At 58.8% G+C, this 21805-nt stretch carries 14 protein-coding genes; 9 read left to right on the top strand and 5 right to left on the bottom strand.

All coding sequences use genetic code 11. The features are described from left to right. Positions 1–14: 14 nt before the first annotated feature. The gene (recA, locus tag ACZ5RG_RS14540; protein ID WP_019429937.1) at positions 15–1052 is read right to left on the bottom strand and encodes a recombinase RecA; all 1038 of its coding nucleotides are present in this window, start codon (positions 1050–1052) and stop codon (positions 15–17) included. 142 nt (positions 1053–1194) lie between these two features. Between recA and ACZ5RG_RS14545 the strand changes: the two genes are divergently transcribed. From ACZ5RG_RS14545 to ACZ5RG_RS14555, 3 genes are all read left to right on the top strand, one after another. Beyond that, a complete protein-coding gene (locus ACZ5RG_RS14545) occupies positions 1195–1698 on the top strand; it encodes a MarR family winged helix-turn-helix transcriptional regulator (RefSeq protein ID WP_464447430.1) in 504 nt (167 codons plus the stop codon). Between the two features lie 139 nt (positions 1699–1837). Further along, a complete protein-coding gene (locus ACZ5RG_RS14550; RefSeq protein ID WP_108406347.1) occupies positions 1838–2512 on the top strand; it encodes a response regulator in 675 nt (224 codons plus the stop codon). A 50-nt stretch (positions 2513–2562) separates the two neighbouring features. Beyond that, complete coding sequence (locus tag ACZ5RG_RS14555; RefSeq protein WP_464447431.1) at positions 2563–4026, top strand: sensor histidine kinase; 1464 nt, start codon at positions 2563–2565, stop codon at positions 4024–4026. 18 nt (positions 4027–4044) lie between these two features. Here ACZ5RG_RS14555 and ACZ5RG_RS14560 read toward each other — a convergent pair whose 3' ends face one another. The 4 genes from ACZ5RG_RS14560 to ACZ5RG_RS14575 all read right to left on the bottom strand — a co-directional run bounded on the left by ACZ5RG_RS14560 (position 4045) and on the right by ACZ5RG_RS14575 (position 6508). Next, positions 4045–4704 carry a glutathione S-transferase family protein gene (locus ACZ5RG_RS14560; protein WP_464447432.1) on the bottom strand — a complete coding sequence of 220 codons (660 nt, stop codon included), beginning with the start codon at positions 4702–4704 and terminating at the stop codon, positions 4045–4047. A 20-nt stretch (positions 4705–4724) separates the two neighbouring features. Continuing rightward, positions 4725–4928, bottom strand: a complete 204-nt coding sequence (locus tag ACZ5RG_RS14565; RefSeq protein ID WP_312259759.1) for a hypothetical protein — start codon at positions 4926–4928, stop codon at positions 4725–4727. Then, on the bottom strand, positions 4925–5704 hold the full coding sequence (locus tag ACZ5RG_RS14570) for a biotin--[acetyl-CoA-carboxylase] ligase (protein WP_464448218.1): 780 nt from the start codon (positions 5702–5704) through the stop codon (positions 4925–4927). The genes ACZ5RG_RS14565 and ACZ5RG_RS14570 overlap by 4 nt, the downstream gene beginning before the upstream one ends. Positions 5705–5776: 72 nt before the next feature. After that, complete coding sequence (locus ACZ5RG_RS14575; protein WP_298602729.1) at positions 5777–6508, bottom strand: SET domain-containing protein; 732 nt, start codon at positions 6506–6508, stop codon at positions 5777–5779. 93 nt (positions 6509–6601) lie between these two features. Here ACZ5RG_RS14575 and ACZ5RG_RS14580 point away from each other — a divergent pair, with 93 nt between their 5' ends. The 6 genes from ACZ5RG_RS14580 to ACZ5RG_RS14605 all read left to right on the top strand — a co-directional run bounded on the left by ACZ5RG_RS14580 (position 6602) and on the right by ACZ5RG_RS14605 (position 21640). Next, a complete protein-coding gene (locus ACZ5RG_RS14580; protein ID WP_464447433.1) occupies positions 6602–9517 on the top strand; it encodes a DNA topoisomerase III in 2916 nt (971 codons plus the stop codon). Positions 9518–9738: 221 nt separating this feature from the next. Beyond that, entirely contained in the window at positions 9739–11529 is a 1791-nt protein-coding gene (locus tag ACZ5RG_RS14585) for a ShlB/FhaC/HecB family hemolysin secretion/activation protein (RefSeq protein ID WP_464447434.1), read from the top strand. Positions 11530–11550: 21 nt separating this feature from the next. Further along, entirely contained in the window at positions 11551–19509 is a 7959-nt protein-coding gene (locus ACZ5RG_RS14590; protein WP_464447435.1) for a hemagglutinin repeat-containing protein, read from the top strand. Between the two features lie 355 nt (positions 19510–19864). Then, the gene (locus tag ACZ5RG_RS14595) at positions 19865–20779 is read left to right on the top strand and encodes a hypothetical protein (protein ID WP_464447436.1); all 915 of its coding nucleotides are present in this window, start codon (positions 19865–19867) and stop codon (positions 20777–20779) included. Continuing rightward, positions 20776–21072, top strand: a complete 297-nt coding sequence (locus ACZ5RG_RS14600; protein ID WP_464447437.1) for a hypothetical protein — start codon at positions 20776–20778, stop codon at positions 21070–21072. Before ACZ5RG_RS14595 ends, ACZ5RG_RS14600 begins: the two co-directional genes overlap by 4 nt. Then, complete coding sequence (locus ACZ5RG_RS14605; RefSeq protein WP_464447438.1) at positions 21053–21640, top strand: hemagglutinin repeat-containing protein; 588 nt, start codon at positions 21053–21055, stop codon at positions 21638–21640. Before ACZ5RG_RS14600 ends, ACZ5RG_RS14605 begins: the two co-directional genes overlap by 20 nt. Positions 21641–21805: the final 165 nt, after the last annotated feature.

Genomic DNA, 21805 nt, shown 5'->3' on the forward strand with positions numbered 1-21805 from the left:
GTTGGGGTGTGTGCTCAGTCGGCCTTGACGGTGGCGATGGCCGATTCCAGCAAGCGGATGCCCAGTGACTCGCGCACCTTGTTTTCGATCTCACGGGCCAGAGCCGGGTTTTCGCGCAAAAATTCGCGGGCGTTGTCGCGGCCTTGGCCGATTTTTTCGCCTTGGTAGGCGTACCAGGCACCCGACTTGTCGACGATCTTGGCGGTGACGCCCATGTCGATGACCTCGCCTTCGCGGCTGATGCCTTCGCCAAACAGGATGTCGAACTCGGCCGTCTTGAAGGGCGGCGCGACTTTGTTTTTGACCACTTTGACTTTGGTTTCGTTGCCGATCGCGTCGTCACCCTTTTTGATGGTGCCGGTGCGGCGGATGTCCAAACGCACCGAGGCGTAGAACTTGAGCGCGTTGCCGCCTGTGGTGGTCTCGGGGCTGCCGAACATGACGCCGATCTTCATGCGGATCTGGTTGATGAAGATGACCGTGCAGTTGGTCTTTTTGATGGTGGCAGTCAGTTTGCGCAGCGCCTGGCTCATCAGACGGGCTTGCAGGCCGGGCAGGCTGTCGCCCATATCGCCTTCAATTTCGGCCTTGGGGGTCAGGGCGGCCACCGAGTCGATGACGACCAAGTCCACCGCGCCGGAGCGCACCAGACTGTCCACGATTTCCAGGGCTTGTTCGCCGGTGTCGGGCTGGCTGACCAGCAGCTCTTGCAAGTTGACGCCCAGGTTTTGCGCGTATTGCACGTCCAGGGCGTGTTCGGCGTCCACAAAGGCGCATGTGCCGCCCAGGCGCTGCATTTCAGAGATCACTTGCAGGGTCAGGGTGGTTTTGCCCGAAGACTCGGGGCCGTAGATTTCGATCACGCGGCCACGGGGCAGACCGCCCACGCCCAGCGCGATGTCCAGGCCCAAAGAGCCGGTGGAGACGACTTGGATGTCGGCGATGACTTCGCCTTCGCCCAGACGCATGATGGTGCCTTTGCCGAATTGTTTTTCAATCTGGGCCAGGGCGGCTTGCAGGGCTTTGGACTTTTCGCTGTTGTCGTCGCTCATGGAAATCTCCTTGAATATCAATGGTTTGGGGCACCTGGTTCAGCGGGGATGCGCTGTTTACTGGATGTGTGAACAGTACTGTAAACGAGCTGTATAAACCTGTAAACACTATTTTTGGTCAGTTTGCCTTATCATTTAAACCATGACCAACACCCCCCCATCGCACACCCACGAACAAGCCGATTGGGCCGATGACCGATGGCGTGAAACGCATTTGGGTCGCTTGCTTGGGCATGCCATGCGCCGCTTTGACGAACGCGTCTTGTACCTGATGGCCGGCAACGAGGGCGTGCCATTGGCCTTGGCCAATCTGGCGTCACGCGATCAAATCAGCGCTGCACACATTCACATCACACGGCATTTGGCGCTGGAGGGTTCGCGCCTGACCGATCTGGCCCGAGCTGCTGGCATGAGCAAGCAGGCCATGGGCGACCTGGTGAACCAGTGTGCCGCTTGGGGCCTGGTGGAGCGAGAGCCGGATATGACCGATGCCCGAGCGCGGCGCGTGGTGTTCACGCCTGTGGGCTTGGCTTGGTTGCAGGCATTCAAGGATGCGGTCGCGCAAGCCGAGGCGGAGTTCCGCGATGCGGTGGGCAAGGATGTGGCGACCGTGGTCGCCTTGGGTCTGGAGGCTTATGCGCACTGACAGAACGCGAGAAAGCCGTCATGGCTGTTCAAACAGATCGCGCGGCTACCTCTGAAGCGCCCGTGCCAGACACTAGAATTGCAGCAGCTCGCGACAGACAGGCCCGACCGAGCTGCACCCACAATAACAGGAGACAGACATGCGAATTCTGATAGCCGAAGATGACCAGGTGCTTGCCGACGGCCTGTTGCGCACCTTGCGCAGTGCCGGTGCGGCGGTGGACCATGTGGCCAGTGGCAGCGAGGCCGATGCGGCCTTGATGACCAACAACGAATTCGATTTGCTGATCTTGGATTTGGGCTTGCCCAAAATGCACGGTCTGGAAGTGCTCAAACGCTTGCGTGCCAGGGGCTCTACTTTGCCGGTGTTGATTCTCACGGCGGCAGACAGTGTGGAAGAGCGCGTCAAAGGGCTGGATTACGGCGCTGACGATTACATGGCCAAACCCTTCAGCTTGCAAGAACTTGAAGCCCGCGTGCGGGCCCTCACGCGCCGCGGCATGGGCGGTGCCACTTCGCAAATCAAGCACGGCCCACTGATCTATGACCAGTCTGGCCGCGTGGCCACCATCGACGGCAAGATGGTCGAGTTGTCGGCCCGCGAGCTGGGTTTGCTGGAAGTGCTGCTGCAGCGTGCGGGCCGTCTGGTCAGCAAGGACCAACTGGTCGAGCGCCTGTGCGAATGGGGCGAAGAGGTCAGCAACAACGCGATCGAGGTGTACATCCACCGCCTGCGCAAGAAGATCGAAAAAGGTCCGATTCGCATCGCCACGGTGCGTGGCCTGGGCTATTGCCTCGAAAAAATCCCGGGCTGAGCGCCTGGTGATTTGACGACCTTCGCCACCCGATTCAGGACAACGCCGCTATGAAATCCCGCGGCTGGAGCGTACGTCTTTTCAAACGCGAACAACGTTCCTTGTTCGGGGAAATCCTCGACTGGATGCTCACGCCGCTGCTGCTGCTGTGGCCCATCAGCCTGGCCTTGACCTGGCTGGTGGCGCAAGGGCTGGCCAACAAGCCCTTTGACCGTGCCTTGGTCTACAACGTGCAAGCGTTCGCCCAGCAGGTCAAGCTGGGGCCCGATAAACGTGTGCAATTCAACTTGCCGCAGCCTGCCAGCGAATTGCTGCGTGCCGACGAGACCGATCTGGTTTATTACCAGGTTCGTGGTGCACACCAAGAGCATCTGAGTGGCGAGCGTGACTTGCCCATGCCGCCCACCGATCAGGACAAAGGCAGCAGTTACGAGGTGCACATTCGCGATGACGAGATGCGTGGCCTTGAGGTGCGCGTGGCCTACACCTGGATACGCTTGGATGCCGAGGGCAAAAATCCGGCCTTAGTGCAAGTGGCCGAAACGCGAGAAAAACGCTCTGTGCTGGCGGCAGAAATTATCAAGGGCGTGATGCTCCCCCAGTTCGCTCTTTTGCCTTTGGCCGTGCTTTTGGTTTGGCTGGCGCTGGTGCGTGGCATCAAGCCTTTGTCTGAGCTGGAAGAGCGCATCCGTGCACGCAAACCCGATGATTTGAGTCCGCTCGACGACAAGGCGGTGCCGATGGAAGTGGCCCCCTTGGTGGTGTCGGTGAACGACTTGCTGGAGCGCTTGAAAGACTCCATCGTCACGCAAAAGCGTTTTTTGGCCGATGCGGCGCACCAGCTCAAAACACCGTTGGCGGGCTTGCGCATGCAGGCCGATCTGGCGCAGCGATCTGGCTCCAGCGAAGAAGATCTGAAAAAATCACTCCAACAAATTGGCCGGGCCAGCATGCAGGCAACGCACACCGTGAACCAGTTGTTGTCACTGGCCCGCGCAGAAGGTGGCGGCGCCCATGTGCCCCAGCAGCGCTGCGATATGGTGGGCCTGGCCAGCGAAGTTCTGCAAGACTGTCTGCCCCGCGCCATGGACAAAGGCCTGGACCTGGGCTACGAAGGCGTGGACGCTGGCACGCCAGGTGTGCAGGTGCAAGGCAACCCGACCCTGCTGAAAGAAATGCTGCGCAACTTGGTTGAAAACGCGGTTCACTACACGCCGAGCACGCCCGAACGCCAGGGCGTGGTTACGGTGCGTGTTCTGGTCGATCCCTACAGCAAAGCACTGGTCATGCAGGTTGAAGACAACGGTCTGGGCATTCCGGTGGCTGAGCGTGATTTGGTGTTTCAACCGTTTTATCGGGCTTTGGGCACCAACGTGGACGGCTCGGGTTTGGGCCTGCCCATCGTCAAGGAAATCGCGCAGCAACACGGGGCTTCGGTCATGGTGGACGCCACCCACCCCGGCCACACCCCACCTGGGGCGTGTTTCACGCTGCGCTTCAACGCACCCGCTTGAGAGCAGGTGCGGGCCGCCTTAAGCGGGCTTGCCCATGTTCAGCTGCAAGCGCTCACGCTCGATCACGCGGGCCACGGCGGGCTCTGCGGCCACTTTTTGCACAAAGGTCCACAGTTCGGGGTGTTCTTCGGGCGTGATGCCGGCAATCGTGCCCCAGCGCGTGAGGGTCAGGCTGTAAGCATCCAGAGGGCCAAAACGTTCACCCGTCAGCCAGGTTTGGCCTTTGCTTGCAGCGGCTTTCACCAGCGCTTGCAGTTCGCCCAGCATGCCGCGAAACAACTGCGTGTTGTAAGGCTTGAGGGCCGCTTGCACTTCGGGCAGATCCGAGAATTTTTGTGGCATGAAGATGTGCGTGAAGGTCGGGTGCACGGTGTTGTTCATCCAGGCCAATGTCGAGATGGCTTGTGCACGGGCCAGCGGCTCGGAGGGCAAGAAGCCCGCTTGAGGAAACAGCTGGTCCAGATGCAACACGATGGCCACGATTTGCGTGACCGCTTGGCCGTTGTTCACCAGCACGGGCACCTGGCCACGCGGGTTGATGGCTTTGTAGTCGTCGCTGTTTTGCTCGCCTTTGTGCAGCTTGACCATGCTGGGTTCAAACTCGGCACCGCTCATTTCCAGCAGCACATGGGGCACAAAAGAACAGGCACCGGGGGCGAAGTAAAGTTTCAGGCTCATGGGTCAGGTCTCCAAAAAAGTCAGGGATTTGTGGCGGGTGCAGGGGTGCTGCTGAGGGGCGCAGGCGTTTCAATTTGCAGTGCTTCGGGGCGAATCTGATTCGCCATGTGTTCAGGTTCGCGTGCTGTATTTGGCCCCCAGCCCCAATGGGCAAAAGCGTCCCATTGCCAAGCCAGCGTGGCCGCATTGAGGATCAACAAAAGAGCCATTAACCAACGCATCATCGGAGTTTGTCCTCGACAGGAAAGGGGCGCACGCTGACCTCGGCGCTGTGAATTTCTTGCAGGCCTGTGTCGGTTAGCAGCCGCAAGGCACCGCCGGGGCTGACGCCCCTTGCCGCGCCGATCTGGCCGTCGCTGGTGTGCACGCGCCTGCCCTTGAGCACGTCGCGCGATTCAAAGCGGTTTTGCAGCGGGGCGAAGCCGTCGCGCTCAAATGCCAACAGGGCCTGTACCAAAGGCACGCCCAAGCGTGCCAGACAGGCTGGCGCGGTCATGTCAGGCAATAACTCGGTCAGTGCGGCAGGTGCTGTGTTCAGACCCTCTGCGGGGCGCGGTCGGATGTTCAGACCGACCCCCACCACCACCTGGCTGCGCCCGCCCATGCTGGCCGCTTCGACCAAGATGCCGCCGAGCTTGCGGTCTTGAAACCACAAATCGTTGGGCCACTTCAGGCCCACATCGGGGTGCAGGCTTTCGGCCAGGCTCAGGCCAACGGCCAGCGACAAGCCAGACCAATCGCGGGGTGCCAAGGGCAAGCTGAGTGAAAAAGTGAGCGAGTCGCCGGGCTGGCTTTGCCAGACCCGGCCCATGCGACCACGGCCCGCGGTCTGGCTCTCGGCCACCAGCAGCGTGGCTTCGTGCTGACCTGCGCGAGCACGTCGCATGAGCTCGCTGTTGCTCGAATCGATTTCGGGCAGCACTTCGACCGTGAAATCGGGCAGCAGCGGGTAAATCTGCTCCCAAATTGCTTCAGCAGGCCAAGGGGTGCGCGGGATCATGGTGCGGCGTTCGTTGTGGGTGCTTGTCTTGTGCCCGCCATCCACAGGGTCAGCGCCGCAGACCAGCATGGGTCAGCGTTTTTTGGCGACGGCCTTCTTTGGCTTGGTCGGCTTTTTGGCTTTTTCCGTTTTCACGGGCTTGGCCGTTTTGGGCGCTTGAGGAGCTTTGCCCTTGGCTTTTGCCTGGGTTTTGATCTTGGTCTGGTCTTTCAACGGGGTCTCAGACTTGACTTTCGGTTTGTCCTTGGATTTCGCCTTGGCCTTTTTCTGGCTTGGCGTTTTGGGCGTGTCCTTGCGATCTTTGGGCGACAACAGGGTGCCACGGCAATTGGCGCTGCCGCACCAGCAAGGGTATTCGGCCTTGAGCTTCTTGGTGTAAGGCTCGTCGATGATCAGACCGTAGTCGTAGTTCAGTTCTTCACCGGCCTTGATGTTGCGGATCGCCTTGATGAAAATGCGCTCGTTGTCTTCGTCGGCTTCGCAGTTGGCGTCGCAGCTGTGGTTGATCCAGCGCGAAGAGTTGCCGCCGTGCAGCGCATCGATCACCCGGTCTTCGTTCACATGGAAATAGAAGGTGTGGTTCGGGTCATTGGGGTCGTGCGGGTGACGGTCTTGTGCCTCGTCCCAGCTGATGATCTCGCCCACGTATTCGATCAGTGTCTCGCCCTCTGCAAGGTCTTGCAGCGCAAACACGCCCTTGCCGTGCACGCCAGAGCGACGCACCTGAATGCGCTTGCCGGAAGTGCCAGCAGTCGAACGGCTGGCGGATGAGCGGCTGGGGGATGAAACTGGGGTTTTGGCCACGGCGTTAAAAATTTGTTATGGTGAATTCATGTGGGCGTGCGCGAGTGCGTGCCCGGGCGCGTGCGCACACGCGAGACAACGGATTGTAATGACATGAAGACATTGGTAATTGCAGAGAAGCCTTCGGTGGCTCAAGACATCGTCAAAGCCTTGACGCCGACCTCCGGCAAGTTCGAGAAACACGACGACCATTTTGAGAACGACAAATACGTCGTGACCAGCGCCGTGGGCCACTTGGTGGAGATCCAGGCCCCTGAGCAGTACGACGTCAAGCGCGGCAAGTGGAGCTTTGCCAACCTGCCCGTGATCCCGCCGCACTTTGACCTGAAGCCGGTGGACAAAACCAAGAGCCGCCTGACCGCCGTGGTCAGGCAAGCCAAGCGCAAAGACGTCAACGCCCTCATCAACGCCTGTGACGCGGGGCGCGAGGGTGAGTTGATCTTCCGCCTGATCGAGCAATATGCCGGTGGCACCAAGACGCTCGACAAACCCGTGCAGCGCCTGTGGCTGCAGTCCATGACGCCGCAAGCCATTCGCGATGGCTTTGACAACCTGCGCAGCAACACCCAAATGCAAGGCTTGGCCGACGCAGCCCGCAGCCGCTCTGAGGCCGATTGGCTGGTGGGCATCAACGGCACCCGCGCCATGACCGCGTTCAACTCGCGCGATGGTGGCTTCTTCCTCACCACCGTGGGCCGCGTGCAAACGCCCACGCTGGCCGTGGTGGTCGAGCGCGAAGAACAAATCCGCAAATTCATCAGCCGCGACTATTGGGAAATCCATGCCGATTTCGCCGCCGCCGCAGGTACCTACGCCGGCAAGTGGTTTGACCCTCAGTGGAAAAAAGAAGAAGACGCCGAAAAGAAAGCCGATCGCCAATGGACTGCACAAGAAGCGCAAGCCATTGTGGACGCCGTGCGCGGCAAGACCGCCAACGTGACCGAAGAGGCCACACCCACCACGCAAGCGAGCCCCGGCCTGTTTGACCTGACCAGCTTGCAGCGCGAAGCCAACGGCAAGTTTGGCTTTTCGGCCAAGACCACGCTGGCGTTGGCGCAAAGCCTGTACGAACGCCACAAGGCCCTGACCTACCCCCGTACCGATTCGCGCCACCTGCCCGAAGACTACGTGCCCGTGGCGAAAGAAACCTTCGAGATGCTGGCCGACAGCGGCATGCGCCACTTGGCCCCACACGCCCTCACGGCGCTCAACAACAACTACGTGCGCAAAATCCCGCGCGTGTTCGACAACAAAAAAGTGTCGGACCACTTCGCCATCATCCCCACGCTGCAAGCGCCCAGCGGATTGTCTGAGGCCGAGCAAAAGCTGTATGACCTGGTGGTGCGCCGCTTCATGGCGGTGTTCTTCCCCAGCGCCGAATACCAAGTGACCACCCGCATCAGTGTTGCCGCAGGCCACAGCTTCAAGACCGTGGGCAAGGTGCTGGTCAAACCCGGCTGGCTCGCCATTTACGGCAAAGAAGCCGCTGCCGAAGTGGAAGACGCCAAAGACGGCGACAAAGGCCAAAACCTGGTGCCCGTGCAGCCCGGTGAACAAGTGGGCGTGGCGACGGTCGAGGCCAAGGACCTCAAAACCCGCCCGCCTGCCCGCTATTCAGAAGCCACGTTGCTGGGCGCCATGGAAGGCGCAGGCAAGATGGTGGACGACGACGAGCTGCGCGAAGCCATGCAGGAAAAAGGCCTGGGCACACCCGCCACCCGCGCCGCCATCATCGAAGGCCTGATCAACGAGAAATACATGCTGCGCGAAGGCCGCGAAATGCTGCCCACGGCCAAAGCCTTCCAGCTCATGACGCTGTTGCGCGGTTTGCAGGTGGAAGAACTCTCCAAACCCGAGCTGACCGGCGAATGGGAATACAAGCTGGCCCAGATGGAGCAAGGCAAATTGAGCCGCGCCACCTTCATGGCCGAGATCGCGGCCATGACCGAGCACATCGTCAAGAAAGCCAAAGAATACGACCGCGACACCGTGCCCGGCGACTACGCCACGCTCACCACGCCCTGCCCCAACTGTGGAGGCGTGGTCAAAGAAAACTACCGCAGGTACACCTGCACCGGCGCTCAAGGGGCCGTTGAAGGCTGCGGCTTCTCGTTTGGCAAATCGCCCGCAGGCCGCACCTTTGAGCCCGCCGAGGTCGAGCAATTCATGCGCGACAAAAAAATCGGCCCACTGGACGGCTTCCGCTCCAAAGCCGGTTGGCCCTTTGTGGCCGAGATGGCGCTCAAGTACAACGAAGAAGAAAAGAACTGGAAGCTCGAATTCGACTTTGGCGACGACAAGAAGAACGAAGACAGTGGCGAGATCGTCGAGTTCACCGATGAGTCGCTGGGCGTTTGCCCCAAATGCGGCAGCGCGGTGCACGAGCACGGCAGCAACTACGTGTGCAGCAAAGCCGTGCCCACGCACGAGCAGCCCACGCCCAGCTGCGACTTCAAGACCGGCAAGATCATCTTGCAGCAGCCGGTGGAGCGCGAACAGGTCGTCAAGCTCTTGAGCACCGGCAAAACCGATTTGCTCGACAAGTTTGTGAGCAACCGCACCCGCCGCAGCTTCAAGGCCATGCTGGCTTGGAACCCCGAAGAGGGCAAAGTCGCGTTTGAGTTCGAGCAACGCGAAGGTGGCAAGAAATACCCCCCGCGCAAGACCGCTGCCAAAAAGACCCCATTCGGCAAGCCCGCCGTCAAAAAGGCTGCAGCCAAAACACCGGCGGCCAAAAAAGTGGCCAAGGCCGCCGCCCCCAAAGCCCCGCGCAAAGCCGCAGTGGGCACCTTGAAGCCCAGCGCTGCCTTGGCCGCCGTGATCGGTGACGGCACCTATGCCCGCACCGAAGTGGTCAAAAAAATCTGGGACTACATCAAGGCCAACAACCTGCAAAACCCGGCAGACAAGCGCTCCATCACCGCCGATGGCAAGCTGCAAGCCGTTTTTGGCAAAGAGCAGGCCACCATGTTTGAGTTGGCCGGGATCATTGGCAAGCACCTGAGTTGAGATAGCTTTCCCAAAGCGGGCAGCTCCCAAATGGGCTGCCCGCTTTTTTTATGGCAGCTGCCCAACTTAAGAACGGGGCTTTGTTGCCTGCCTGGTTTCAGCATCGGTCAATCATTAAGATTGATTTGAGAATTACTAAAACATCAATTTTGAATACTTTAAAACTATAAACTCGACCGCTTGAGTCGGCGTCCATTTGGCCTGCCGCTGGGAAAGGTCAGATGCAAAATGCCAAACAGGCGCGTGGTGATGCCACTTCAAATAGTTCGCACGCAGCTTGGCATGCTCGGGTCAAAGCATGGACGGGAGTGGGTGCACTGTTGTGGGTCATGCCGTTGACAGCGCAAGCACAAGCCACGCCCAACACACCCAGTGCCCATATATTTATTGAGCAAGAGCGCCGTGATGCCGAGCGTGCAGCGCAACAAAGAGCGCAACAAGAAAACAGCGCCAACGTGAAATTGCCCTCGGCCGCCCCTGCTCCGGTGGGGTTACTCCCGACAGACGAGTCGCCTTGTTTCAAAATCCAAATTATCTCCATCGAAGCAGGACTGGACCCGCAGCCCAAAGACCTTCTGGATGCGATAGGCAACACCCCGACAGGGCTTGCGGACAGCCCCATGGGCCGATGCATCGGTGCCAAAGGCGTGCAAATCGTGATCGATCGGCTTCAAAACGAACTGATCGCCAGAGGCTACGTCACCAGCCGCATCCTGGCCAAACCCCAGAATTTGCAAAACGGCACACTCGCTTTGGACTTGCTGTTGGGCAAGATCAATCGCGTGCAATGGGCCCCGCCCGCGCCGGGGCAGATGCATCGCGCCAGCGAATGGAACACACTGCCCATGGGGCAAGGCGATGTGCTCAATTTGCGTGACATCGAACAAGCCCTCGAAAACTACAAACGTGTCCCCACCGTCGAGGCCGATATCCAGATTGTGCCCGCCAGCGAGCTCGGTTACAGCGACTTGCGCATCCAGCACAGCCAACCCTTCCCTTACCGCCTGAGCCTGTCAGCCGATGACAGTGGCACCCGTAGCACCGGCAAATACCAAGGCAGCAGCACCCTCAGCTATGACAACTGGTGGACACTCAGCGACCTGTTTTACATTACCCTCAACCAAGAACTGGGCGGCAAAGACTCTGGCGCTCGCGGCAACAAAGGTCACACGCTGCACTACTCGGTGCCATGGGGCTACAGCCTGTTGTCATTCAACACCACCAGCAGCCGATACCACCAGACCGTGGTGGGCGTGAACCAAGACTATGTGTACGCCGGGATCAGCGAAACCACCGACGTCAAACTCAGCCGCATCATCGCGCGTGATGCCGCAGGTAAAACCACACTCAGTTTCAAAGGGTTTCAACGCAAATCCCAAAACTTTGTGGACGACACCGAAGTCGAAGTCCAGCGCCGATCGGTCAGTGGCTGGGAAGTCCAGCTGGCCCAAAAACAGGCCATAGGCCCTGCGACCCTCGAAGTCAGCCTTAGCTACAAGCGCGGCACAGGTGCATTTGGGTCGATCCCCGCACCCGAAGAGTCATTTGGCGAAGGCACTTCGCGCATGCAGATCGTGCTGGCCGATGCCACAGTGCAGTGGCCCTTCAAGCTGGCCAATCAAGCGGTCACTTACAGCGGACAGTTCCGTGGCCAACACAACCGCACACCCTTGACCCCACAAGACCGGTTTGCCATTGGTGGCCGCTTCACAGTGCGCGGCTTCGATGGCCTGAACGTCTTGAGTGCAGAACGTGGCTGGCTGATGCGCAACGAATGGAGCACAGAAGTGGCATCAGGCCACAAGGTTTATGCCGCGCTCGACCACGGCCACCTGAACAGCGCCAGTGCAAACCAGCTTGTGGGCAACAAGTTGACGGCTACCGCTGTTGGCTTACGTGGACAACTCGGCCCATGGCAGTACGACGTTTTCGTGGGAGCGCCATTGCGCAAACCCGAGCAGTTCAACACCTCCAAAACCACCTCAGGCTTCAGCTTGAACGCCAATTTTTGATGCAGCGCCTGAGACATTGACATGAACAAAACCCAATATCGCATCGTCTTCAACGCAGCGAGGGACTGCATGATGGCCGTGGCAGAAACCGCTGAGGCCCAAGGCAAATCTGCCAGCGGACAAACCCAGACCGTACGCCATACACAGCACCGCTGCATCCGCACCATCGCCTCGCCCATGCAGTTGGCCTGCTGGCTGGTTGCAGGCGTTTGGGGCTGGAGCCTGCCGCTCATGCACACCGCACAAGCGCAAACCGTGGCGACCCGCATCGTGGCAGATCCTAATGCCCCCAAAACCCAGCAAGCCACTATCTTGCGCAGTGGCAACGGTGTCATTCAGGCCAACATCCAGACACCCAGCGCAGCAGGTGTCAGCCGCAACACCTACAGCCAGTTTGATGTCGGCAACGGCACCGGTGGCGGTGCCATCCTCAACAACAGCCGCATCAACGTGCAAACCCAACAAGGCGGCTGGGTACAAGCCAACCCTTGGTTGGCCACCGGCACAGCCAAAGTCATCCTCAACGAAGTTAACTCCAGTAAGCCCAGTCAACTCAAAGGTTACCTTGAAGTGGCTGGCCAACGCGCTGAAGTCATCGTCGCCAACCCGGCGGGCATTTCTGTTGACGGTGCAGGTTTCATCAATGCCAGTCGCATCACACTGACCACCGGCACCCCAGTCTTTGCATCAGGCAGTCTAGATAGCTACCGCGTTCAAGGCGGCACTGTGCGCATTGACGGGCAAGGCTTGGACACCCGGGGTGCAGACTTCACCGCCATCCTCGCGCGTGCCCTGCAAGTCAATGCCGGCGTCTGGGCCAATGAACTGCAAGTGGTCACCGGGGCCAACAACATCCAAGCCAGCAGCGTGGTCTCTGGCGGCACGCCCCAAACCAGCGCCGCAGAGGCGACATCACCCGCACCCTCGGTGGCACTGGACGTTGCCCAACTCGGCGGCATGTATGCAGGCAAGATCCACCTCATTGGCACGGAAGCGGGCCTGGGTGTGCGCAACGCCGGACAAATCCAGGCCACCAACGGCCCCCTGACGCTCAGCCACGAAGGCTGGCTGTCCAATAGCGGCACCATTCAGACCACACAAGACCTGGGCGTCGCCACACAAGGGCGCATTGACAACAGCGGCAGCATCTATGCCACAGGCCAGCTTCGTGTCAGCACACTGGCGGCCATTGTCCAAACGGGCGCAGGTGCCATCATGGCTGCGCAAGGCAACGCCACGTTCACTGCCGCCTCACTCAGCACAGCCACCGACACCACGATCGGTGCTGGCATCCAGCCCAATGGTCAGCTCGCCAACACCGGCGACCTCTCTATCAACACCAGCGTGGGTCTGCAACTGCAAGGCCAAGCCATGGCCGGTGGGCAGTTCAAAATCAGCGCATCCAGCATGGATTTGGCGACAGCCCGAATCACGGCGGGCCAAATCGACTTCCGGGCCATGTCGGGCAACATCAACACCCTGGGTGCCACCATCACTGCCGTCAACCCCAGCGGTCAACTCAAACTAACCACCCCCGACACCGCCCAAATCAACAACAGCCAAGGCAACATCAGTGGCGCGCAAGTCAATGTAAGCACCGGACAACTCAACAACACCCAAGGCTACATCGGGGCTCAAAATCTGAGCATCGACACCCACCAAAGCACAGTGACCAACACCAGCGGCACCTTGCTGGCGAGCCAAGCAGTGTTGCTGCAAACCGGCGCACTGGACAACCAGGCCGGCCTCATCCAAAGCGGCACACAACTGATCATAGACACTCACGGCCAAGCCCTGAACAACAGTCAGGCGGTGCAATACCCGGGCCGTACGAAAGGCGAAGGCGCAGGCCAAGGCGGACTGTTTGCACAAGGCCAACTTAGCGTGAGCACCGGACAGCTGAACAACGACGCAGGTTACATCGCCAGCAAAGGCGCACTGAACATCTCCACCACCGGCACAGCCAACACCAACCAAGGCCAAATCCTCAGCTTGAGCGATTTGCGCATACAAGCGACCGGAACGCTGGACAACACACAAGGCCTTATCCGCAGCGCCACCCAGACCGAGCTCACTGCCCAAGAGATCAAAAACCAGGACACACTCGCCAGCAAAAATTCCATACAAACCGGCATTGAAGGCCAGACCATCACCATCGTTGCCGCCAAACTGCAAAACGACAAAGGTGCCATCCGCGCAGCTCAGAACGTGGTTGTGCTCAGTGCGGGGCAAATCAACAACAACGCGGGCCTCATCAGTGCAGGCCAAACCCTGAGCCTGCAAGACCTCATTGTTCGCCCAGCGTCTGGCACACCGACCACCAGCGCAGCGCCCACATTGACCGTCATCAACAAAGATGGCGTGCTCATTGCCGACAGTGCCCTCGTCATCGACAGCCAGAGCTTGGGCGGTGATGGGCAAATCCTTTCCAAAGGCAGCCTTCAACTCGACCTCACCAGCGACTTCAACAACAGCGGCAACGTCATTGCCAATGCTGACGCCATCGTGGTGGCGGCCAACATCAACAACAGTGGCAACATGCAAGCTGGTCAAAACTTGCAAAGTCGTGCAGCCAACATCACCAACAGCGCCAATGCGCAAATCACAGGCAAAACCACGCAACTGGCTGCCACAGGTACGCTGACCAACCGCGGCCTCATTGATGGGCAAGACACCCTCATCGATGCCGCCACCCTCAACAACATAGGCACAGGTCGCATCTTTGGCGACCGTCTGAGCATCGGCGCGACCACCTTGCTCAATGACAGCGAAACCCTCAATGGCACCAAAGCCACTGCGGTGATTGCCGCACGCGAGCGACTGGATATCGGTGCCAAGACCATCACCAACCGTGAAGGCGCATTGATCTTTAGCGCGGGCGACATGTACATTGGAGGCCAGCTTAATGCCCAGCGCCAAGCCACCGGGCAGGCCGACACCGTCAACAACAACAGCGCCACCATCGAAGCACTTGGCAAGCTGAGCCTGAACACCGCAACGCTCAACAACACCAACGAACACTTTGCCAGCGCACTGCGTCCTTACGGCTCACCAGAAGACCGCTTCTACATCCAGCCCCAAGGCAATGCACAAAAATACCTGCCTACCACTTTCAATAAAAACGACAACGGCCAGCTCATCACATACACCTGGGCTGCGGCATCCGGTGGCAGCCCTGAGCTTGGCAAAACACCCATGCCCACGCCAGGCCAGCTCGTATGCACAGGCGAAGGGGACGCAGAAGTTTGCGAGGTGGCCAGTGGCAGTGAATACGCCCCCGCCCATCCGGCCTGGGCTTACTTCAAAATCACCGCACCTGCGCTCGAGCCTGCGCAGCCGGGCTTGGTTAACCCGACAGTGCCCACCCTGAAAGCGCCCCAAGACCCTACAAGCACTGACATTTGCAAAGTAGGCTCTGCCACCTACAGCGCCTCGGCATGCAGCCTGGCTCAGACGCAATACCAAGCCGATAAAACGGCATACGACAAAGCCTGGACTTCCTACAACAAGGACAAAGGCGAATACGATGACGCCTGGGCCAAATACAACAACGACCACACGCAGTGGGAAGCCGACATCAGCGTGGCCTACGACCTTCTGGGCGACGCCATCACCCAATACAACGCAGGGTTTCAAAGCGGCACCTTTGCCAACTGGACGCAATACCAGCTGGTGCGCACATTCGAAAAATCCGTCATCACCCAAAGCGATCCCAGCATGATCTTGTCCGGCGGTGCCATGAGCCTGATAGGCCAAAACCTGCTCAACGACAAGAGCCAAATCCTGGCCGGAGGCAAACTCAGCGGCGATCTTGGCAGCATCGTCAATCAAGAAGGCGAAGGCCAACTGCTGATCCACGAAGACGGCACAGCCCAATACCACGGCACCCGCCGTGGCTGGTATCGCTGGAGACGCGTCACCAAAAACGCATGGGGCGAGCTCACGCCCTACCACGACACCCAAACGCAAACCATCTCATTGCCTGTCGCCAAATCCGAGGGCAACACCACCTTCAGCGGCACCGGCACTGAGGTGAACGCAGCAGGCGTGGTCAGCGTCAAAGCCAGCACCAGCGGCCCTGCGCAAGCCAACACCCGCAACGCGATCAACGTGCAAGCCATATTGGTCAGCACCAAGCTGCCCACCAGCAGCCTGTACAAAACCCAGCCGCAAAGCACCAGCCAATACCTGGTCGAGACCGACCCCCAATTCGCGGGCTACAAAACCTGGCTGGGCAGCGACTACATGCTACAAAGCCTGCACCTGAACCCTGGTGACACCCAAAAGCGCCTGGGCGACGGCTTTTATGAACAAAAGCTCATCCGCGACCAAGTGCTGGCCCTCACCGGCAACCGCTTTTTGGGCGACTACGCCAGCGACGAAGCGCAATACATGGCCCTCATGACCAACGGCCTGACCACCGCCAAAGCCCTGCAACTGCGCCCTGGCATTGCCCTGAGTGCAAGCCAAATGGCGCAGCTGACCAGTGACATCGTGTGGATGGTCGAGCAAACCGTCACACTGGCCGACGGCAGCACACAAAAGGTGCTGGCCCCCCAGGTCTACGCACGCGTCAAAGAAGGCGACATGGACGGCACAGGGGCGCTGATGAGCGGCAAAGACGTCAGCCTCAAGCTCACGGGCGACTTGACCAACAGCGGCACCATCGCTGGGCGCAACGTGCTGGAGATCGGCGCCAAGAACATCCTCAACCTGGGCGGAAGGCTGAGCGCAGACACCCTGAGCGCCAAGGCCAGCGAAGACATCACCAACGTGGGCGGCAGCATAGAGGCGCAAAGCAAGCTAGAGGTCAGCGCAGGGCGAGACCTGAACTTGAGCACCACCACCCAAACCACCAAGACCCAAACGGGCGTCAACAGCCTGAGCAACACCGTGGTGGACCGCGTGGCGGGGCTGTACGTCAAAGGCCAATCGGGCGCCTTGCTGGCCAGCGCAGGGCGAGACCTGAATGTGAAGGGGGCCATTGTGAGCAACCAAGGCACGGGTCAAACGAGCCTGAGCGCAGGCCATGACCTGAACCTGGACACCGTCACCACCGGCAGCAGCCAAAGCCTCAACTGGGATGCCAACAACCGCCTGCGCCAGTCCAACAGCCAAGACGTGGGCAGCCAGATCAAGGCGGGCGGCAACTTGAGCCTGACGGCGGGCAATGACCTCAAGGCCAAAGCGGCGCAGGTCAGCGCAGGTCAAGAACTCAAAGCCACAGCAGGCAATAGCATCCTCATCACCGAAGGGCAGACCAGCGAAACCTTTGACGAAGCACGCAAGAGCACCAGCAAAGGCGTGTTGTCGAGCACCACCACCACCACCCGCACCAGCAGCCAAAGTACCACCGCGGTGGGCAGCAGCCTTGAAGGCCAAAGCGTGAGCATCAGCGCAGGCCAAGACCTCACAGTCAAAGGCTCCAACGTGCTGGCCGACCAGAGCGTGAACTTGAACGCTGGGCGCAACGTGAACATCGAAGCAGCACAAAACACCCAAAGCCAAACCGATTACCGGCAAGAGACCAAGAGCGGCCTCATGAGCGGTGGTGGCATTGGCTTCACGGTGGGCAAGCGACAGCAAAGCCTGGACCAGCAAGGCCAAAGCACCAGCGCAGCGCAGTCGACCATCGGGGCGATCAACGGCAACGTCACCATCAACGCAGGCGGGGCCTTCACCCAGACGGGCAGCGACGTGATGACCCCAGCGGGCGACATCACCATCACCGCCAAAAAGGTGGACATCACCGAAGCCCGCGAGACCGGCAGCCAAAGCACCGAACAAAAGTTCAAGCAAAGCGGCTTGACGGTGGCGGTCACCAGTCCTGTGCTGTCGGCACTGCAAACGGCCAGCAGCCAGTTGCAAGCCGCAGGCAACACCAGCAGTGGCCGCATGCAAGCCCTGGCCGGGGCCAACGCAGCGTTCAACCTCAAACAAGCGGCAGACGCGCTCAAGGCAGGCCAAGGCGACGCCAACGGCATGGTGCGAACGGGTGCCCAGAACCCAGACGGCAGCCTCAAGACCAACGCAGACGGCACACCTGAAACCGCACAAGGCAACGCAGCAGACAAAGCTGGAGGTATTGGCATCAGCATCAGCGTGGGCTCCAGCAGCAACCAATCTAAACAAAGCAGCAGCGCAGACAACGCCCGGGGCTCCAGCATCAACGCAGGCGGCAACATCACCATCCAAGCCACAGGCGATGGACAGGGCAGCAACCTCACGGTGCAAGGCAGCGACATCACCGCAGGCGGTAAAACCTCACTCAAAGCCGACAACCAAGTGAACTTGCTGGCCGCACAAAACACCACCACCGAGAGCAGCAGCAACCAAAGCAAGAGCGGCAGCGTCGGGGTAGCCATCCAACTGGGGGCAGGCGGGGGCGGCATGGGCTTCACGGCCAGTGCAAGCAAAGCCACAGGCCAGGGCGCGGGCAACGGCGTCACTTATACCAACACGCAAGTGGCGGGTAACACGGTGAACATCGAATCGGGCGGTGACACCACGCTCAAGGGCGCAGTGGTCAAAGCAGACCAAGTGACAGCCCAAGTGGGCGGCAACCTCACCATCCAAAGCCTGCAGGATCAAAACCAATACAAGGAAAAGAGCCAAAGCGTGGGCGGCTCGGTGATGGTGGGCGCAGGAACCAATGGGCCGGTGAGCGGCAGCGTGAACCTGGCCAAGAGCAGCATCAACAGCACGTACACCAGCGTCAATGAGCAAAGCGCGATCAGGGCGGGAGACGGCGGCTTCCAAGTCGAAGTCAAAGGCAACACCACCCTGACAGGCGCACAGATCACCAGCACGCAAGCGGCGATTGACGACAACAAGAACAGCTTCAACACAGGCGGCACGCTGACCACCACCGACCTGCAAAACAGTGCCAGCTATGAAGCCAAGAGCGTGAGTGTCGGTCTGGGGGCAGGGGCACTTCCCGGCAAGAGCGCCAGCGCAGGCATGAGCGGAGTCGGCTTTGGCAGCGACAGCGGCAATGCTGCGAGCACTAGCACAGCAGGCATCAGCGGCGTGGCGGGCAACACGGCGGCCAGAACCGGAGACAAGAGCACCAGCCTAAAGACCATCTTTGATGCAGACAAAGTCAAAAAAGAGATAGAAGCGCAAGTCACCATCACGCAAGAGTTTGGCAAGCAGGCTGGTAAAGCCATCACGGAATATACCAACGGCCAGCGCAAGACCTTGCAAGAGCAGGCCAAGAACGCCAGCACAGCGGAGGACAGGGCCAACGCAGAACAAGCCATCAAAGACGTGAACATGCAAGAGCGGGCCTTGAACATCCTGACTGGAGCGCTGACGGGCATGGTGGGCAGCGTGATTACCAAAGAAGCGCTGTCAACGGCAGCAGAGAAGATGCGGGACTTGATGATCGAAGACTCCAAGAAGTTTGCCGGGGTGGTGGACAGCACGGGCAAAGTGCTGAGCAACGTCAGCGGTCCTAGTGACGGTGTCAGGGGTGATGGGGTGAAGGTTGGAGGCACGAGGGTCGACTTGGATTTGTTGTGTGGTTCGGACAATGCGCGTTGCACGTTCAGTAAGAATCCAGACGGATCTATCGATGCCAGTAAACCTGTGGTATTCGATGGCAGAGTCAAACCGGACGGTACACGAGAAACTTTAGATGATTTCCTTAAAACCCCCGAAGGTCAAAAATTGCCTGGTGCCACCGGTGGCGTACAGGGCGCTGTAGGAACGTTATTTGGAGTTCCGTATGCAGCAGGCAGTTGGCAAGACAAGTTGATCGAGTCGTTTGCAGGCACGCACGACTTCATTGGGGGTAAGGTCAGTGGCTTATATGACGCTCAGGGCAACGCTGCACGAGGTCGTTCTGAATTGACGACTACATTGCAGAACCGTTGGAGTGAAATTGCAATACTGCCCGCTGCACCATTTGCAGCTGCAGAGGGTTTATCGCCTGAAGTTTGGAAAGCGATCGGTATCTTGTTGGGAGCTGGAAAATGAAACTCTCATTTGCGACAGTTTGGATATTGATTTCTACGGGTCTTACTGCTTGTGGAATTGGTCCACACCAAATGAATGGAGTCAGTGGGAGGGAGAGAACTGAATATCTAAACTCCATAAAACCCTACGGAGCACACTGGATTAAAGAGGGGATGACGAGGGACAGTCGTAGGCATGACTTTAAGGAATGTGGGGGCGATTCAGTTTCATTTAAAGCGGGCTACGAAAAACAGCGTGATCAAACAACAGCTGATTACTTCGAGGGTTTGAATAAACACACACTTAAAGTGCATGCATGCATGCGGGCGAAAGACTACATCTACTTGGAACAATGCGACGCCCGCTGCCTCTATCCATGAAATGTTGGTCTGACAAAGTCAAAAAAGAGATAGAAGCGCAAGTCACCATCACACAAGAGTTTGGCAAGCAAGCAGGCAAAGCCATCACGGAATACACCAACGGCCAGCGCAAGACCTTGCAAGAGCAGGCCAAGAACGCCAGCACAGCGGAGGACAGGGCCAACGCAGAACAAGCCATCAAAGACGTGAACATGCAAGAGCGGGCCTTGAACATCCTGACTGGAGCGCTGACGGGCATGGTGGGCAGCGTGATTACCAAAGAAGCGCTGTCAACGGCAGCAGAGAAGATGCGGGACTTGATGATCGAAGACTCCAAGAAGTTTGCCGGGGTGGTGGACAGCACGGGCAAAGTGCTGAGCAACGTCAGTGGTCCAAGCGAGGGTGTCAGGGGTGATGGGGTGAAGGTTGGAGGCACGAGGGTCGACTTGGATTTGTTGTGTGGGCCGAGTAATGAACGGTGCACTTTTGCCAAAACTCCAGATGGGTCGATTGACACAACTAAGCCAGTCACATTTAAAGGCCCAGAGGTTAAAAAACCAGATGGAACATTTGGAGAGCAAACAATTGCTGAATTTTTAGCGACCCCCGAAGGTCAAAAAATGGCTGGTGACACGGGCGGTGTTCAGGGTGTAGCAGGCACGCTATTTGGATACGCGTATGCAAAGGGAAGTTGGCAAGACAAACTCATCGAATCATTTGCCGGTTCGCATGACTACATTGGCGGTAAGGCCAGTGGCTTGTATGACACGCAGGGGAACATCAAGAGGGGAATGTCAGACACAGAGCGCGCGGTATACGACAAAGGGATCACGATTGGTGCCATCCCGTTGGCAGCGCCTTTTGCCGCAGCTGAAGGCATGTCTCCTGAAATTTGGAAAGCCATAGGAATATTGTTAGGAGCAGGTCGATGAAAAAGTTTGCTGTCATTTTGTTGCCGCTGTTGGTCTCAGGATGCCTTTTAGAAAGTGTTGGTCCGATTGATCGAAGCATCAAGCCCTACGGAGCACACTGGGTTAAGGCAGGGATGACAAATGAACAAAGACTTACTGATTGGACCCGTTGTGGTGGTGCCGAAAATCTGAGTGATGGATATGAAAAACAATCAGGGCAGTCAAATAGCGAATTCTTTGATGGGTTACGTCTACACCGGACGAAAATTAGAACTTGTATGGATTCCAAGGGGTATGTTTGGATTGAACGGTGAAATGAACGACGGCAACGTCACCATCCAAGCGACAGGCGCAGGCAAAGATAGCAACCTCACGCTGCAAGGCAGCAGCGTCCAAGCCGCAGGCACCACCACCCTCAAAGCAGACAACCAAGTGAACTTGCTGGCCGCACAAAACACCAGCACCGAAAGCAGCACCAACCAAAGCAAGAGCGCCAGCGTGGGCGTAGCCATCCAACTGGGGGCAGGCGGCGGCGGTATGGGCTTTACGGCCAGTGCCAGCAAAGCCACAGGCCAAGGCGCGGGCAACGGCGTGACTTACACCAACACACAAGTGGCGGGCAACACGGTGAACATCGAGCCGGGCGGTGACACCACGCTCAAGGGCGCATTGGTCAAAGCAGACCAAGTGACAGCCCAAGTGGGCGGCAACCTCACCATCCAAAGCCTGCAGGATCAAAACCAATACAAGGAAAAGAGCCAAAGCGTGGGCGGCTCGGTGATGGTGGGCGCAGGAACCAATGGGCCGGTGAGCGGCAGCGTGAAACCTCAATCGCAATCGATCATGTTCGATTGGCTCAAAAACTACCCACAGGGCAAGTGAGCAGCTGACATGCGATGTTTTTACTTGCCGCCTTCCATAAATTGTTGATGACATTGTTGTCATGAAACCCCAAACCGTGCGAAGCCAGCTGCAAGCCGCAGGCAACACCGGCAGTGGCCGCATGCAGCTGCTTGCTGGGGCCAACGCCGCATTCAACCTCAAGCA

Source organism: Limnohabitans sp. TEGF005, from assembly GCF_055394835.1.

Excerpts from the sequence above, each read along its gene's own strand:
- ACZ5RG_RS14560 (WP_464447432.1), bottom strand. The coding sequence starts at position 4,704 with ATGAGCCTGAAACTTTACTTCGCCCCCGGTGCCTGTTCTTTTGTGCCC.
- ACZ5RG_RS14565 (WP_312259759.1), bottom strand. The coding sequence starts at position 4,928 with ATGATGCGTTGGTTAATGGCTCTTTTGTTGATCCTCAATGCGGCCACG.
- ACZ5RG_RS14595 (WP_464447436.1), top strand. The coding sequence starts at position 19,865 with ATGAAATGTTGGTCTGACAAAGTCAAAAAAGAGATAGAAGCGCAAGTC.
- ACZ5RG_RS14545 (WP_464447430.1), top strand. The coding sequence starts at position 1,195 with ATGACCAACACCCCCCCATCGCACACCCACGAACAAGCCGATTGGGCC.
- ACZ5RG_RS14600 (WP_464447437.1), top strand. The coding sequence starts at position 20,776 with ATGAAAAAGTTTGCTGTCATTTTGTTGCCGCTGTTGGTCTCAGGATGC.
- ACZ5RG_RS14580 (WP_464447433.1), top strand. The coding sequence starts at position 6,602 with ATGAAGACATTGGTAATTGCAGAGAAGCCTTCGGTGGCTCAAGACATC.
- ACZ5RG_RS14585 (WP_464447434.1), top strand. The coding sequence starts at position 9,739 with ATGCAAAATGCCAAACAGGCGCGTGGTGATGCCACTTCAAATAGTTCG.
- ACZ5RG_RS14555 (WP_464447431.1), top strand. The coding sequence starts at position 2,563 with ATGAAATCCCGCGGCTGGAGCGTACGTCTTTTCAAACGCGAACAACGT.
- recA (WP_019429937.1), bottom strand. The coding sequence starts at position 1,052 with ATGAGCGACGACAACAGCGAAAAGTCCAAAGCCCTGCAAGCCGCCCTG.
- ACZ5RG_RS14570 (WP_464448218.1), bottom strand. The coding sequence starts at position 5,704 with ATGATCCCGCGCACCCCTTGGCCTGCTGAAGCAATTTGGGAGCAGATT.
- ACZ5RG_RS14550 (WP_108406347.1), top strand. The coding sequence starts at position 1,838 with ATGCGAATTCTGATAGCCGAAGATGACCAGGTGCTTGCCGACGGCCTG.
- ACZ5RG_RS14590 (WP_464447435.1), top strand. The coding sequence starts at position 11,551 with ATGAACAAAACCCAATATCGCATCGTCTTCAACGCAGCGAGGGACTGC.
- ACZ5RG_RS14605 (WP_464447438.1), top strand. The coding sequence starts at position 21,053 with ATGTTTGGATTGAACGGTGAAATGAACGACGGCAACGTCACCATCCAA.